Here is a 14305-nt window from a genome sequence, read left to right as displayed (position 1 = left end):
GCTGTCTCCTTTCGTGTGCCTGCGAAACCGTTCAGTACGAGTGGGGCCGGCGCCGCCGCGAGCACACCCAGCACGATAACGGTCACCAGCAGCGACGACAAGGCGTTTCTGTTATCGCTAACAGCCCATGTTCAGGCGATGATTTCCGTGCTCGCCGTCCAACATCGTGTTGAGCTGGGAAAATTCGAGATCGAGCCCGACTGACTTCGGCAGACTTGTCACGCAAACTGTTAACGCTAACAGTCGCAGCCGACGGGGTGGCTCTCCCAGTACCTGTATCACCAGGGTCTCCCGGACGCCCAGGACGTCTGCCAACGTGGTCGGCACAAGCTTCTACGGAAAAAGGAACGAAAATCAATGGCGGACACCCACTTCACCACTCACGCAGACCTTTTCGACCTGAGTGGGAAGTACGCACTGGTCACCGGCGGAACCAAGGGCATCGGAATGATGATTGCGCGCGGCCTTCTGCAGGCGGGCGCTCGCGTCGTCATCAGCTCACGCAAGGCGGACAACTGCACGGAGGCACAGAAGATACTGTCCGAATTCGGCGACGTCCGAGCGATTCCCGCCGACCTGTCCCGGCACGACGAGTGTCAGCGCCTCGCCGATCTCGTCAAGGACGGCTCGGAACGCCTGGACATCCTCGTCAACAACGCGGGAGCGATGTGGCGCGAGCCGCTGGAGACGTTCCCGGACGAAGCATGGGACACCGTGCTCGATCTCAACCTCAAGTCGCCGTTCTGGCTGGTGCAGGCGCTGCTTCCCGCGCTGCGCCGGGCGGGCACCGCCGATGATCCCGCGCGGATCATCAACATCGGCAGTATCGCCGCCATCCACGTCGCCGAGTCGCCCAACTACTCGTACGCCGGCAGCAAAGCGGCCCTCCACCAGCTCACCAGGGTGCTGGCCCGGGAACTGGGCCCCCAGCACGTCACGGTGAACGCGGTGGCGCCGGGACCGTTCCCGTCGCAGATGATGGCGTCCACGCTCGACGCCGTCGGCGACACGATCGCGGCGAAGGCCCCGCTGCGCCGCCTCGGCCGCGACGACGACATGGCAGGCATCGCCGTGTTCCTCGCCAGCCGGGCCAGCTCTTACCTGACGGGCAGCATCATCCCGGTCGACGGCGGCATCGCCACGACCGCGACAGGTACCTAGGCGTCAGGAGGGGGTACCCGCAGTACCTCCCTTGGCCCGCGGACAGCGCCTAGGGTGAGGAGGTGGCCAAGATCGACCTGCGCACCGAGATCAAGGAGTTCCTGAGCTCGCGCCGCGCCCGGATCACGCCCGAGCGGGCCGGACTGCCCGCGTACGGCGGCAACCGCCGGGTCAAAGGTCTGCGTCGCGAAGAGGTGGCGCTCCTGGCGGGGGTATCGGTCGACTACTACGTGCGCATGGAGCGCGGCAGCCTCGCCGGCGCCTCCGACGGGGTGCTCGACGCGCTGGTCGTCGCGTTGCACCTCGACGAGGCCGAGCGCGATCACCTGTTCCACCTCGCGCGGCAGTCCAAGGCGCCCGGCGGTCCACGCCGCCGGCGCCCCGCCGCGACGGTGCGTCCGGCGCTTCAGCAGGTCCTCGACGCCATCACCGACGCGCCGGCGTGGATTTGCAACGGCCGTTACGACGTCCTGGCGATGAATCATCTTGCCCGAGCGCTGTATTCACCGGTACTGGCCGACACGCGACGGCCGGCGAACACAGCGCGGTTCGTGTATCTGGATCCCGAAGCGGCAAAGGAATTCTTCGTCGACTACGACCGAATCGTCGCCGATGTAGCAGCGAAGCTCCGCATGGAAGCCGGCCGCAATCCGCACGACGAGGAACTGATCGCCCTGGTCGGCGAGTTGTCGACCTGCAGTGAACTGTTTCGGAAGCGGTGGGCATCTCAGGACGTCCGGCTCCACCGGTCCGGACGCAAGCGGATGCACCACCCGGTAGTGGGGCGGCTCGAGCTGGACGTCGAGTCGATGGAGCTGCCCGCCGATCCCGGCCTGCTCCTGACGGTCTACACCGCACCGGCCGGCACGGCGACCGCGGACGGTCTGGCCCTGTTGGCGTCGTGGGCGGCCAGCCAGGAGAAGCCGGCGGCGTCACCGGGTCGGTAGCTGAGCTTGCCGAACCGCGCGCGGCGGTGTAACGGCGGGCATGGTCATCACGACGCATGGTCAGTACCACCAACAGGTTCATCCGAGCCGCACGCGTGAGCAGACTCCTGAGCCGTGGAGAATGATGGAGATCGTCAGCACGCTGTATCAGGTCGGTCTACCCACGCTCGCAGGTCTGTTCATCTTCTTCGCCTACCTCAGACCGACGATCCGGCTGCTCAACCGCACGATCCACCGAAAGTTCAAGATCACCCGGATCGTTCGGGCGACCTGGATGGTGTTGACCTTCCTCAGCTACGGCCGATCACGCACGGAGCTCTACCGGGCGGCTTGCATGCGGGTCGAGGCCGAGCTGCTGCACCCCCGCCCGGAACGACCCGACCGCTGGGAGTACCGGCGCCGCTCCGATTTCCGCGCGGACCTGCAGGACTACCGGAAATCACTACGGGCGTGGCACGACGACATCGGTTTGCTGGCCGACAACCTGATGAAGTCTTCCGACAAGAACAAGATAGTCGTGGACACCTGCTTCGCGATCTCGGATGTCCAAGAGGGAATTCTGAGCTACTTCCGGGTCCGGCTCGCGGAAAACGCGAAGGTCGACGCGAACCCGGAAGTCTTCATGTCCGAGGTGCACGTGCAGGAGGCCTTCGTGGCACCCTTGCAGCTGCTGTCCGGGCTACTGGGCAAGTACGACGAAGACTGGCCCAAGCTCATCGAGGGCCACCGCGCCACCGTCGACGAACTGGACGACAGTCTCGGAGACCTCCGCAGCTTCCAGGCGTTCTTGTTCACGTGCTGGCTGACCTGGGGGCCGAGCATCCCGTTCGGCACGTGCAAGCGCTGGGGCGGGCACAAGATCATGCAACTCGGTTACGGGGACGAGAGCAACTCGATCGGGCTCGCCGTTCGAAGCACCGACGAACCTCCTCCCCCGCGGACGGCCCGCGACGGACACGTGGTCCTCGCTGAATGCTGGCAGGTGACCGGCGTGATCAAGACGGCGGCCGCGGTCGATCATCTGCAGCTGTGCAGCGCACAGAACGAGGTGTTACGCACCGGGCAGAACCAGCTGGTGCTGGAGACGAGCGCACCGATCACCACCCCGAGCGAGGCGGAGAGCATCTACTACTCCGCCTACATCTGGGTGATCATCGTCCTCTGCGGACCCGATGGGCGGCCGAAGCACAGCGAACCGTGGAAGAACATGTTGACGTTCTTCGAGCACGGCAACGTCGCCGACGACGCCACGTACCTGATGCTCAAGCGGCAGCTGGCCGCCAAGGTGCGCACCTCCCTGGAGTCGATCCTGCGCGAGCATCCCGACCTGATCCTGAGCTTCGCCTGCGCGATCGACGAATGCGGGTGCGGCGAGCCGATCAGCTTCCCGGCCCCGCCGGGCGAGTCCATGCGCGAGCTGCTGTTCACCGAGTCCTGGCTTTCCCGGCTGGACGCCGAGGGCCGGCGGGACCGGATGCGCACCGCCCTCACCGGCAAGGCCCGCGTCGCGCACGCGGCCTGCAAGCTCCCGAACACCGTGTCCGGCTACCAGAAGGACCAGGTGAGCCGGACGAATCCCGACCCGGTCGACCGACGGCACCGGGAGGTGGTGCCCGGTTGATCCGCTTCCACGACCTCACCGCCACCGACGCCGACATCGCGGCGCTCTCCGCCTTCTACCAGGACCACTACGCCGCCGAGTTCCCCGACCCCGACGAGCGGGAGTCGCTGGCGAACATGATCGACTACCTGCGGTTGCGCGAGCGGGGCTGGTACGGGCGCAACAACTACCACATCGTTCTCGCGTCGAAGAACGGTGTCGCGGTGGGCTGCTCGGTCATGGACTACTTCGCCGGACCCAATGTGGGGATGATCGAGTTCCTGATGGTCGTCCCCGCGGTCCGCAGCACGGGCGTGGGACGCGCCATCCTCGCCGAGACCGAACGTGTCCTCGACGCGGATGCCGTGGCCGCGACCGGTACACCGCTCGCCCACGTGTTCGCCGAGATCAACGACCCCTTCTTCCCGGCCGGGACGCCGGACAACCTCGACCCGGCCGATCGCGCGCTGATCTGGGACCGGTGGGGCTTCCACGGCCTGGACCTGCCCTACGTCCAGCCGGCCTTGTCCGAAACCCAGGCACCGGTCACCAACCTGCTGCTCATCTGCAAGACGTTCGGCAAGCCGTGCACGCCGCCGACGGTGCGCTCGGCCGTCGCCGAGTACGTCCACTGGGCCATGCGCGTGGCGGACCCGGAGCGCTGCCCCGAGTTCCGGGCGCTCGCGGCTCATCTGGACACGCTCGCGTCCGTGGGGACGTTTTCCCTCTCGCGCTACGTAGGACGTCCGATCCCGCACGCGCGGCCGCTGACCGCGCCGACCGACCCCGACTGGGCCGCCACCATCGATCTCTACCGCAGCGCCTTCGGCACCACGGAGTACCGCATCCCCGAGTCGGAGTTCACCCGGGAGTACCCGGTACCCCTGCATTTCTGGGCACTGCGCCGCACTCCCACGTCCGCGGTCGCCGGCCTGGTCACGTTCTTCACCCTGACCACAGCCGGCTTCGGCGGCTACGGGCTGTTCACCGGCGACCTACGCGGCGTCGGGGCCCTGCGCCCGATGATCGCCCAGGTCGAGCTCCGGATGCTCGCCGACCGGCCCACCACCCGGGGCTGGTACATCGAGGTGGCACCGAAGACCGACCGAGCCCCGTTCCGGGCTGTCGGCTTCGTCGAGCTCCCGGTCCGGTACACGGTCCCGTCCCAAGACGGGGACGAACTGCCCGCCACGCTCATGTACAAGCCGATCGGCCGGCACTACCCACCGGCGCTCCCGGCCGAGTCCGAAGTGGACGCCGCGGTCCGGGAGATCAGGGCAGTCGTCTACGGGGTTCCAAGCCGGCGAACCGATTCATCGAAACGCTGAAGGAGGGCCGGGACGATCCCGGCCCTCCCAGGACGGATCAGATCTTGCCCGCGGCCACGTCGGCGAGGGTCACGCGAGCGGACTTGTAGTTCACCACGTAGTGCTTGGACGATTCCGCCGAGGTGATCTCCTCACGGATCGGCAGGCCGTTGTCGGCGTTGATGATGAGGACGTCCGTACTGCCGCCCAGGATGGCGGGAGGCGCGGTGAGGGTCAGCGCGGCCTGGCCGTCGACGGTGGTCTTGCCGACGATCATGTCCGGGATGGTCGCGTACAGCTTCAGCACGCCCGCGCGGACCTCCGCGTCGGCGGCGTTGGCGAACAGCGCGTGTTCGGCGTTGCTCCACAGGTGGTTGTCGATCAGATCCTCCAGCTCCTTGCCCGTCGGACGCGGCCGGGGGGCGGGCACCGGCTTGCCGATCTTGCGGAACATCTCCGCGGTCTCCGCTTGGGCGTCCGCCCAGGCCTTGTCGGCCTCGGCGGGGCTCAGGCCGACTCCCAGAGCATTGCCGGCCGCGGTGATCATCGCGATCCTGGCCTGGTCGACGTCGCCGTTCGCGGCGAGACGGGCCGCCGCCATCACCTTCCCGTCATACGGCGTGGCAGGCTCGCCGTGGCCCTTGGCGACCGCGTCCACCAGCGACTTCACCGAGTCGCCCGTGAACTGCTCGCCCTTGTCGGTGTAGACGGTGTAGTTGAGGTCCGGTTTGCCGTCCAGCCCGAACTTCGTGTTGACGATCAGCGACGCGTCTCCCGGCAGCGTGCCGGCCGCCTTGACCGCGGAGGCCAGCTTCACCAGCGGCGCCTCGACCGCCTGCGGTACCCCGGCCGCCCGCGGGGGCGCGTCGGACGGGCCGGCCGGGACGCTGCCGCCGGAGGTACCCAGCACCACGGCCGCCGCGACGGCTGCCGCGCCCACGGCGGCGACGCCGACCTTGGGCCAGGAGAACCAGCGCTTCGGTCGCACGACCTCGGCCACGGGTTCCGCCATCGCCGTCCGCAGTGCCGCGCGGGCACGGTCATAGGCCTCGGGACCGGGGGACGGCACGTCACGCAGATTCTTCATGAGATCCATTTCATCCATGAGGCTGTCTTTCACGTTGTCGGGACTCGCAGCAGCGCGACCACTTCGGGGGCTTCACGCAATGCCTTGCGCGCCTGGTGCAACAGGCGGCGGGCGGTGCCGGCCGGGATGTCGAGCACCCGGCCGGCTTCGGCGACGGTCAGGTCCTCCCAGGCGACCAGGCCCAGCACTTCCCGCTCTTCCGGTTTGAGCCGGGCCAGTGCCCTGCCCATCAGTGCCTGCGTGTCCACGCGGGCATCCACCGCCGGCCAGGGGTTCCAGCCACTCGCCACGCCGGTCAGGTCCGGCGCCGGCTCCTCGGCCCGTTCGGACCGCCAGTGCCGGCGCAGCATGTTCAGCGCGACGCCGTACAACCAAGGCCTGGCTTCGGGATACGACGGGTCATACTTCGCACGGGACTCGTAAGCCGCCACCCACACATCGCCGAGCACGTCCTCGGCGGCCTGTCGCCCCACCCGTCGCGCCAGATAGTTCCCGAGCGCGGTCTCGTGCCGGCTGATCACTTCCACGAAGGCATCGGTATCTCCGCGCAGCGACCTACCGATCAGTTCCGCGTCTGACGACATGAAGCTCCTCGGGTTTCGCTTCGCCCTGACACCCCGTCTTTGCCAACGCGCGTCCAAAGCGTTCAGACTAGGTCTCCCCACGACGAACACCGCTGGTCAGGAGAGCGCGATGACAGCGAAGGGTCGGCCACCGCTGTTCCCGTTCGAGGCACCACCCTCGACCGACCCGGCCGCCGAGGCGATCCGGATGCTGCACGCCGACCCGGTGCCCTTGGTCCGGTTGGCGAGCGGGCACGAGGTCCGGCTGGTCACCCGCTACGACGACGTCCAGCGCGCGATGGCCGATCCCAGGATGAGCCGCGCCGCCCTGGCGACACCGGACGCACCCACCATCGTCCCCGGCCTGCAGTCACCGGACATGATGCCGAACATGGACCCACCCGACCACACGAGACTGCGTCGCCTGGTGGCGAAGGCGTTCACCACCCGCAACGTCGAACTCCTGCGGCCGAGGGTGGAAGCGGTCGCGACCGGCCTGATGGATCGGATGCTGGCCGCCGGACCACCGGCGGACCTGGTCAGCGCGCTGGCCGAGCCACTGCCCGGCACCGTGATCTGCGAACTGCTCGGCATCGCCCACGACGAGCGCGAACCCCTGCTCGCCTTCATCGAAGCGATGTCCATCACCACCACGTTCGACCAGGAGGCGTTCGCGGCGACCGGCGCCGTCGCCGCGTCGCACCTGCTCGGGTTGATCGAGGGCAAGCGTCACCAGCCCGGCGACGACCTGCTCTCCGCACTGACCCAGGTGCACGACGAGGACGGCGACCGGCTCAGCGAAGCCGAGCTGCTGATCACCGTGATGCTGCTGATCGGCGCCGGCCAGGAGACCACCATGGCCCAGCTGACCAAGTCCGTGCTGCTGCTGTCCCGCCACCCGGACCAGTGGGCTCGTCTGGTGGCGTCGCCCGACCTGGTGCCGAACGCGGTCGAGGAACTGCTCCGGGTCGTCGCCCTCGGACACGCCGGGCAGCCGAGAATGACCCGTGAGGACGTCGAATTCTCCGGCCGGACCGTCGAAGCCGGCACCACGGTGTTCCCGGTCTCGAACGCGGCCAACCGGGACCCCGCCGTCTTCCCCGACCCGGACCGGTTCGACGTGGGCCGCCCCGAGGCGTCCCACCACCTGTCGTTCGGCCGGGGTGCGCACTTCTGCCTCGGCGCGCCGCTGGCCAGGATGGAACTGCAGGTCGCGTTGCACGCCCTGGTGACCAGGACGCCCGGCCTGACGGTGGCCGAGCGGGAAGATGAGCTGGCGTGGCAACCCGAGAGCCTGACCCGAGGACTGCGGCGGCTCCTGATCACGTGGTGAATCCCTGGTTCGTCGTCTGCCCTTCCGGCGATCAAACGACGGCAGCAACCCCGAGCTCCGGACCGTCGGCGCGGTTGGCCGGTCGATCACCGCCCTCGCATGTCGTTGATGATCCGCTTCCATTCGGAGCAGTACCGCTCGACCTGAACCCGGAACCAGACGGAGAACTCCGCTTCGCCGTCACCTTCCATGACGAATATCCAGTCTCCTACGCGCCAGAGCAGGATTTCCCAGCCCTGCTCCGCATCCGTGTACGGATCCTCGGCACTTCCTGCCGGCACGTCGGAAATCGACCATCGGCCCAGGTCTCTTTCCACGTTCGTCCACCACGGGAACTCGACGACCGAATCCAGCACCGGGTCCACGAAGCGCAGTCCGTACCCCTGGACACTGGGATCGGGAAAGACCTCGATCGCGAAGTTCTCGGCGACCGGAAACCTCTCAGGCGACAGGATGGGCAGGTCGCGGTGATCCTCGAGCAGCCAGCGGCCTTGCCCCGTCATGCGAACCTCCCTTGGCGTCGCGGACCGGACCCTGTGCTCATCGCGCCATCATCCCACCGGTTCGCCGATCGCCGCCTCGGCGCAGCACACGCCGAGGCGGTGGCCGGCCAGTCCCAGTGAATGGTTGACCACGGCATCCGGTTGATCCCCGGCCGGTTCCTTGATGTGCCGCTGCGGACGGCGCCCTCGATCGCCTGGTACGCAGTGCAGCGGCAGAGATTGCTCCTTGAACGCGCGCGGCAGGTCGGTGGTCATCAGCTCGCCGTCGCGGGTGAGACCATCCACAGTGGTCACTCGGGGGAGGAGCCCCGCTGGCCCTGCGCGTCCGGCACCAGCACCGTCCGGGGCTTGCTGTTCGCGGACGTATCGCAGCCTCGCGCGTGGTCGACATCCTGCTGTTCCAGGCGTTGCGGACCGGGGCCGGCCACGGACGACTCAGTCGTATCCGCGAACTTCCTCTCGGCGCGACCTCGAAAACAGCGCCACCACTCCCGGATTCCCGGGAAGGGACCATTGACCTCCCGGCCACGCCACTTCGGACGGACGCCAGCCCGACAACGTTCGCTTCGACACCAGCTCGACGTTCCCGTTGACCAGCGCACGAGCAAGCGACTCGAACTCTTCCAAGTCTTTCGACGAAGCTTCGTCCAATTCGAACGGATCAAGATCTTCGATGAACAGCTCCGCCACGCTCCCCGTCGATCGCAATTCCAGATGGGGCCCGTCCGAGCGCCCCGGCTCCAGCTTCGCGACCGTTTCGTCATCACCATCGTCGATGGTCAGCGTAACCGTTCCGCTCTCGAGCAGCTCGTGATACACAGCCCTGAGAGAAGCCAGGAACCGGCCACCTGACGACTCCGGGTGGCTCATCGTCCTCCCTCGACAATGTGGTGGTGGAAGTGGAGATCCGCTTGCCACGGAATCGTCCATAGCGCCCGCGGAACCCCAAGAACGAACGCGTCGACCCGTGTTGATGGGCGGGTTCCGGTCACTCCATCACGATCGCCAGGCAGTCTGTTCCGGAGCACGGCCCCTGATCTAGGGTGAACGCATGATTCTGCGGCGTACCATGCTCGCGGCGATGGCTCTGGGCGCGGCGATCGTCACCGGCTGCTCCTCGGGCGGCGACGCGTCGTCGCCCGGCGCCGCTGCCCTGCCCGACGCCGGTGCCCTGCTCAAGGACAGCGCGCAGGCAGCGAGCGGCGTCACCAGCACGCACTTCACGCTGAAGGTCAACGGCAAGGTCCCGGGCCTGAGCGTGCACAGCCTCGACGGCGACCTGACCAAGGCCAACGGCGGTGGTGCGAAGGGCACCGGCACGCTGGAGCTGATGGGCCAGGTCGTCGACGCCCAGTTCGTCCTGGTGAACGGCTCGCTGTACATCAAGGGCCCCACCGGCGGGTTCCAGCAGATCCCCGCGGCGCTGAGCTCCTCGATCTACGACCCGTCCGCGATCCTCGACCCGCAGCGCGGCATCCCCAAGGTGCTGTCCTCGGTCCAGGGTCCGCAGACGGAGGGGAAGGAAGACGTCGACGGCACGCCGGCGTACCGCGTCACCGGGACGGTGCCGAAGGACGCGCTGGCCGCCCTGGTGCCGGGGGTGGCCTCGGACGCGAACGCCACCCTCTGGCTCCGCCAGGACGGCGGCCACCTTCCGGTCAAGGCTTCGCTGGGGTACCCGGGCGGCGCCAGCGTGGACGTCACGCTGTCCGACGTGGACAAGCCGGTCACCGTGACCGCGCCGGCGTGACCGGGCCGACCGGCTCGCGCGGCGGCCGCGCGCTCGCGGTCGGCGCCGGCGGTCTCGCCGTGCTGCTCGGCGCGCTGGACACCTACGTCGTGGTCGGCCTGCTGCGGCAGATCATCGACGACCTGAGCGTTCCGGTGAACCGGCTGGAGATCGTCACCCCGGTCATCACCGGCTACCTGCTCGGCTACGTGGCCGCGATGCCTCTGCTCGGCCAGTTCTCCGACCGGTTCGGCCGCAAGCTGCTGCTGCAGGCCTGCCTCGGCGGCTTCCTCGCCGGGTCGGTCATCACCGCGCTGGCCGACACGGTGCCGGTACTGGTCGTGGGCCGGGTGATCCAGGGGACCGCCGGGGGCGCGCTGCTCCCGGTGACCCTCGCGCTGGCCGCGGATCTGTGGCCGGGCAACCGCCGCTCCGCGGTGCTGGGGGTCGTCGGCGCCGCCCAGGAGCTCGGCAGTGTGCTCGGGCCGATCTACGGCATCGGGCTGGCCGCCGCGACCGGCTGGCGCGGCGTGTTCTGGGTGAACGTCCCGCTGACGGTGCTGGCCGCCGTCGCGGTGCAGGTTTCCGTGCGTGGCAAGAAACCCGCCGAGCGGCCGCGCGTGGATCTCGGGGGTGTTCTGCTGCTGGCGCTCACGCTGGCGTTGCTCGTCATCGGCCTGGACAACCCGAACCCGCGCGAGCGGGTGCTGCCCCCGTGGGGAGTGCCGTTCCTGATCGGCGCCGGGCTCAGCCTGGTCGCGTTCCTCTGGTGGGAGTCGCGCGCCCAGGTCCGGCTCATCGACACCGCGACCGTGTCACTACGGCCCTTCCTCACCGCGCTCGGGACGAGCGTCGCCGCGGGGGCGGCGTTGATGATCACGCTGGTCGACGTCGACTTGTTCGCGCAGACCTTGCTCGGCCGCGACGACGGCGGCAGCGTCGAGCTCCTCCTGAGGTTCCTGGTCGCGCTGCCGGTCGGCGCGCTGCTCGGCGGCCTGCTCGCCACGCGGATCGGCGAACGCTGGATCGCCGGCGCCGGAATGCTGATCGCGGCCGGTGGTTACCTGCTGATGTCCCACTGGCCCGCCGACGTTCTCGCGGCCAAGTCCGTCCTGGGGCTGCCGCGCCTCGACGTCGACCTGGCGCTGGCCGGACTGGGGCTCGGCCTGGTCATCGCCCCACTGTCGACGGTCGCGCTGCGTGCGGTGCCGCGCGCCCAGCACGGCGTCGCGTCGGCCGCGGTGGTGGTCGCGCGGATGACCGGCATGCTGGTCGGCGTCGCCGCGGTGTCCGCCTTCGGCCTGCACTACTTCCACACGTTGACCGCGTCGCTGAACCCGCCGATCCGGATCCTGTTCCCATCCGCGCCGGCCTACGACCAGGCGCTCGCCGGCTACCTCGGCGCGGTCCGCGAGGCGCTGCTGACGGAGTACCGCGCGATCTTCCTGATCACGTCCATGGTTTGCCTGGCAGGCGCGGCGGTCGCCGTGTCCATCGGCGGCCGGACACTCAGGGCGAAGCCTGTCGAGGACGCACGCTCGTGCCGATGACAGTGTGCGTTCCCGTATCTGCTGCACGCATGCCACGGTCGGTGGCGTGCTGTCGGCACCCGATCGACCTTCGGTCAGCGTGGCGGCCGGCCCACGGACGGTCACTTGCCTGTACGGCAGCTGAAATGGCGCTGACCGTGGCGAGTATTCGAGCGGAATCGTCCTCGTCGGTCGGTGGGACGTCGTCATCTGTGAATCAGGAGTGCGCCGGGGTCCGGTAGAGGGTGCTCCAGATGATATCGGTCATCACTCCGACGATCGTGGCGTCGCCGGCCGGGTCGGTGTTGCGGACCATCTGGTAGCCGGTGCGTTCCACCATCCAGGTGAGAGCCGCAGCGGTCTCCATGGGCGGCACGTCGCGAATGACGCCAGTGGACTGGCCCCGTTCGATGGCGGCACTGGTGGCGTCGATGATCTGGCGCATGGTGGTTTGGAGCTCTTCGGCCACGAGGGGGTCGTACGTCGCGGTTTCCGACATGGCCGTGAAGGCCGCCGGGTGCCGCCGGTAGATGTCGACGATCGCAGCCACGGCCGCTTTCAGCTGCGTCGGATCTGCCTGTTCAGCGACCGTCCACCAGCGGTCGGACACCTCGCGGAGCTGGGTCAGCACCGTCTTGGAGAGCTTGCGGACCAGATCACCCTTGTCCTGGAAGTGGACGTAGAAGGTCGACCGCGAGATGCCCGCGGCGGCGGCCAGCCGTTCGACGCTGACCTCGGTGAACGAGCCTTCGCGGACAAGTACTTCGGTCGCGGCGAACAGCCGTTGCTCCGTCGCTTCCCGTCGATCGGACCGGTTGGCCTGCGCGGCCCGGGTCACTGATGGCATGGGCAGCTCCGAGTTCGGGGTGCAGTCATGGTCTGCCCGCATCGTATCCGGCGGCTCGGGAACATCACTTTCCGGACACCTGTCCGGACATAGTGTCTTGACAGAGTGTCCGAATGAGCTCACCCTGGTCGGGATCGAGAGGGAGGACCGCTGTGAATTCTGGTGAGTCTCTTTGTGCGGCAGGGGAAGCCCGGTGACCGCGGTGCTGTGGGTGATGCTCAGCCTGGCCTGGGTCGCGTTCGCCGGCACCGCCACACTCTCGCTGTACCTGGCGCGGCGAAGCCGCCGCGGCGATACGGGAGCTGACATGGCCCTGCTCGCCCTGACGCCCTTGCTGATCGTCGACTTCCTGCTCTCCGTGCTTGGCACAGTTGCGGGCGGTTGGCTCGCCGTCCGGCTCGACGGTCTCGGCGCCCGGCTGATCGCCGGCATCGGGGCCGCGGTGCTGCTGGCCCGCATCGCGCTCGGGGCGGCGCAGATGTGGTGGTCTCGGTCAGCCGAGTGACTCGCCTCGCGGGTGGTGCCGGGCAAATGTCACCGCGACAACGCCGCTTTGCCGACGACCATGCGCCCGTACCATTACTTCGCCTGAGTCAGGGAAAGGGAAGCCAGTGGATCTCACGGGTCGGCAGGCAGCAGTCAGGACGCTCTCCGAGGCGCATCGCAAGGCGCCGTTCCCCAGCCGGTGGCGAGGTGCCGACGTGGGAGGCATCGACATGGTGATGCTCGATGCAAACCCAGCCGGTTGCGTCTCCGTCTGGCTGGAGCAACAAGGTCTCCTGAACGACCAGAAACGGAATGTCCTCGCCGAATGCGAACAGCGACTCATCCGAGTCATCCCCGAGCTCGACGCCTATGGTCGCGAGTACTACCAGCGGATTCTGGACATGACGGTTTTGGTGCTGGAGGGGAACCGCCGATAGCGCTGACTGGTCGTCCGCCGGGATGCGCGCTCATGCCGAGAGTCAGTACGATCCCGGTCATGACCGCGGACAAGTTCGTGCCAGTCGGCTTCGATCCGCCGACCTCGCTCGTCACCGACCGGTTCCACCTTGAACCGCTGGGGTCGCGGCACAATCGCGCCGATCATGCCGCCTGGATGTCGAGCATCGAGCACATCCGGGCCACTCCCGGCTATCCCCAAGGCAAATGGCCACCACGCGACGGCATGACGCCCGAGGCGAACCTCGCCGACCTCCGCCGCCACGCCGACGACTTCACGCGGAGCACAGGTTTCACCTTTACGGTTCTCGATCCGCGTGACAACGACGTCATCGGTTGCGTCTACCTGTACCCCTCAACCTCCGAGGAATGGGACGTCACGGTGCGCTCCTGGGTGCGGGCCGACAGATCAGACCTCGACGTACCCCTAGCCGACGCCGTCGCACGCTGGCTCGCCACGGATTGGCCCTGGAAGCGCGTCGACCGCTGCGGTCGCTGACTCCGAACGTCCGCTCATATCGGTTTGCCCGGCGCATACGACGCGTCCGCGTCGGCGACCCGACACGCGGTCACTCGCCCATGAACCGCAATAGAGGTGTGTTCCACGTTCGACAAGCCGGCACAGGGTCCAGTTCCACACACGCGCCAAACATAACGGAACCGTCAGTTTCCGGCGCAGCATCAGCATCCGTGGCGCGATGAACGGTCGACACCAGGACGCACGCTCATGCCGATGAGCGGCGTTGCCTGTCCCCGC

The 14305-nt window shown here is 68.1% G+C and carries 16 protein-coding genes; 10 read left to right on the top strand and 6 right to left on the bottom strand.

What is annotated here, in order from left to right:
- Positions 1 to 357 precede the first annotated feature (357 nt).
- The 4 genes from ACZ7OU_RS22985 (at position 358) to ACZ7OU_RS22970 (ending at position 5036) form a co-directional block, all read left to right on the top strand.
- Entirely contained in the window at positions 358 to 1161 is an 804-nt protein-coding gene (locus ACZ7OU_RS22985) for an SDR family oxidoreductase (RefSeq protein ID WP_470238059.1), read from the top strand.
- A 62-nt stretch (positions 1162 to 1223) separates the two neighbouring features.
- Positions 1224 to 2108 (top strand): helix-turn-helix transcriptional regulator, encoded by an 885-nt coding sequence (locus ACZ7OU_RS22980; RefSeq protein ID WP_470238060.1) that lies wholly within the window; start codon positions 1224 to 1226, stop codon positions 2106 to 2108.
- 124 nt (positions 2109 to 2232) lie between these two features.
- A complete protein-coding gene (locus ACZ7OU_RS22975) occupies positions 2233 to 3729 on the top strand; it encodes a hypothetical protein (protein ID WP_470256606.1) in 1497 nt (498 codons plus the stop codon).
- Positions 3726 to 5036: a GNAT family N-acetyltransferase gene (locus tag ACZ7OU_RS22970; protein WP_470256605.1), complete on the top strand. Its 1311-nt coding sequence runs from the start codon at positions 3726 to 3728 to the stop codon at positions 5034 to 5036. Before ACZ7OU_RS22975 ends, ACZ7OU_RS22970 begins: the two co-directional genes overlap by 4 nt.
- Positions 5037 to 5073: 37 nt before the next feature.
- On the opposite strand, the gene ACZ7OU_RS22965 is transcribed toward ACZ7OU_RS22970, so the two are convergent.
- On the bottom strand, positions 5074 to 6102 hold the full coding sequence (locus ACZ7OU_RS22965) for a hypothetical protein (RefSeq protein WP_470256604.1): 1029 nt from the start codon (positions 6100 to 6102) through the stop codon (positions 5074 to 5076).
- A gap of 29 nt (positions 6103 to 6131) precedes the next feature.
- Positions 6132 to 6686 (bottom strand): RNA polymerase sigma factor, encoded by a 555-nt coding sequence (locus ACZ7OU_RS22960; RefSeq protein WP_470256603.1) that lies wholly within the window; start codon positions 6684 to 6686, stop codon positions 6132 to 6134.
- Positions 6687 to 6795: 109 nt separating this feature from the next.
- On the opposite strand from ACZ7OU_RS22960, the gene ACZ7OU_RS22955 reads away from it, so the two are divergent.
- Positions 6796 to 7998 (top strand): cytochrome P450, encoded by a 1203-nt coding sequence (locus tag ACZ7OU_RS22955; RefSeq protein ID WP_470256602.1) that lies wholly within the window; start codon positions 6796 to 6798, stop codon positions 7996 to 7998.
- An 86-nt stretch (positions 7999 to 8084) separates the two neighbouring features.
- Here ACZ7OU_RS22955 and ACZ7OU_RS22950 read toward each other — a convergent pair whose 3' ends face one another.
- The 3 genes from ACZ7OU_RS22950 to ACZ7OU_RS22940 form a co-directional block, all read right to left on the bottom strand.
- Entirely contained in the window at positions 8085 to 8501 is a 417-nt protein-coding gene (locus tag ACZ7OU_RS22950) for a hypothetical protein (protein WP_470256601.1), read from the bottom strand.
- Positions 8502 to 8549: 48 nt separating this feature from the next.
- Complete coding sequence (locus ACZ7OU_RS22945) at positions 8550 to 8756, bottom strand: hypothetical protein (protein WP_470256600.1); 207 nt, start codon at positions 8754 to 8756, stop codon at positions 8550 to 8552.
- Positions 8757 to 8936: 180 nt separating this feature from the next.
- Entirely contained in the window at positions 8937 to 9320 is a 384-nt protein-coding gene (locus ACZ7OU_RS22940) for a hypothetical protein (RefSeq protein WP_470256599.1), read from the bottom strand.
- A gap of 232 nt (positions 9321 to 9552) precedes the next feature.
- On the opposite strand from ACZ7OU_RS22940, the gene ACZ7OU_RS22935 reads away from it, so the two are divergent.
- Together ACZ7OU_RS22935 and ACZ7OU_RS22930 are read left to right on the top strand one after the other, a co-directional pair.
- Positions 9553 to 10251 carry an LppX_LprAFG lipoprotein gene (locus tag ACZ7OU_RS22935; RefSeq protein ID WP_470256598.1) on the top strand — a complete coding sequence of 233 codons (699 nt, stop codon included), beginning with the start codon at positions 9553 to 9555 and terminating at the stop codon, positions 10249 to 10251.
- Positions 10248 to 11780 (top strand): MFS transporter, encoded by a 1533-nt coding sequence (locus tag ACZ7OU_RS22930; protein ID WP_470256597.1) that lies wholly within the window; start codon positions 10248 to 10250, stop codon positions 11778 to 11780. Before ACZ7OU_RS22935 ends, ACZ7OU_RS22930 begins: the two co-directional genes overlap by 4 nt.
- Positions 11781 to 11976: 196 nt before the next feature.
- On the opposite strand, the gene ACZ7OU_RS22925 is transcribed toward ACZ7OU_RS22930, so the two are convergent.
- Positions 11977 to 12606 (bottom strand): TetR/AcrR family transcriptional regulator, encoded by a 630-nt coding sequence (locus tag ACZ7OU_RS22925; protein WP_470256596.1) that lies wholly within the window; start codon positions 12604 to 12606, stop codon positions 11977 to 11979.
- A 193-nt stretch (positions 12607 to 12799) separates the two neighbouring features.
- Between ACZ7OU_RS22925 and ACZ7OU_RS22920 the strand changes: the two genes are divergently transcribed.
- The 3 genes from ACZ7OU_RS22920 (at position 12800) to ACZ7OU_RS22910 (ending at position 14047) form a co-directional block, all read left to right on the top strand.
- Positions 12800 to 13111 (top strand): TMEM199/VMA12 family protein, encoded by a 312-nt coding sequence (locus ACZ7OU_RS22920; protein ID WP_470256595.1) that lies wholly within the window; start codon positions 12800 to 12802, stop codon positions 13109 to 13111.
- A gap of 196 nt (positions 13112 to 13307) precedes the next feature.
- Positions 13308 to 13529, top strand: a complete 222-nt coding sequence (locus tag ACZ7OU_RS22915) for a hypothetical protein (protein WP_470256594.1) — start codon at positions 13308 to 13310, stop codon at positions 13527 to 13529.
- Positions 13530 to 13588: 59 nt separating this feature from the next.
- Positions 13589 to 14047 (top strand): GNAT family N-acetyltransferase, encoded by a 459-nt coding sequence (locus ACZ7OU_RS22910; protein WP_470256593.1) that lies wholly within the window; start codon positions 13589 to 13591, stop codon positions 14045 to 14047.
- Positions 14048 to 14305: the final 258 nt, after the last annotated feature.

It is taken from the genome of Amycolatopsis sp. NPDC114505 (assembly GCF_055633615.1).
Note: the sequence above shows the minus strand (reverse complement) of the source record. Positions and strands in the feature narration are given on the sequence as shown.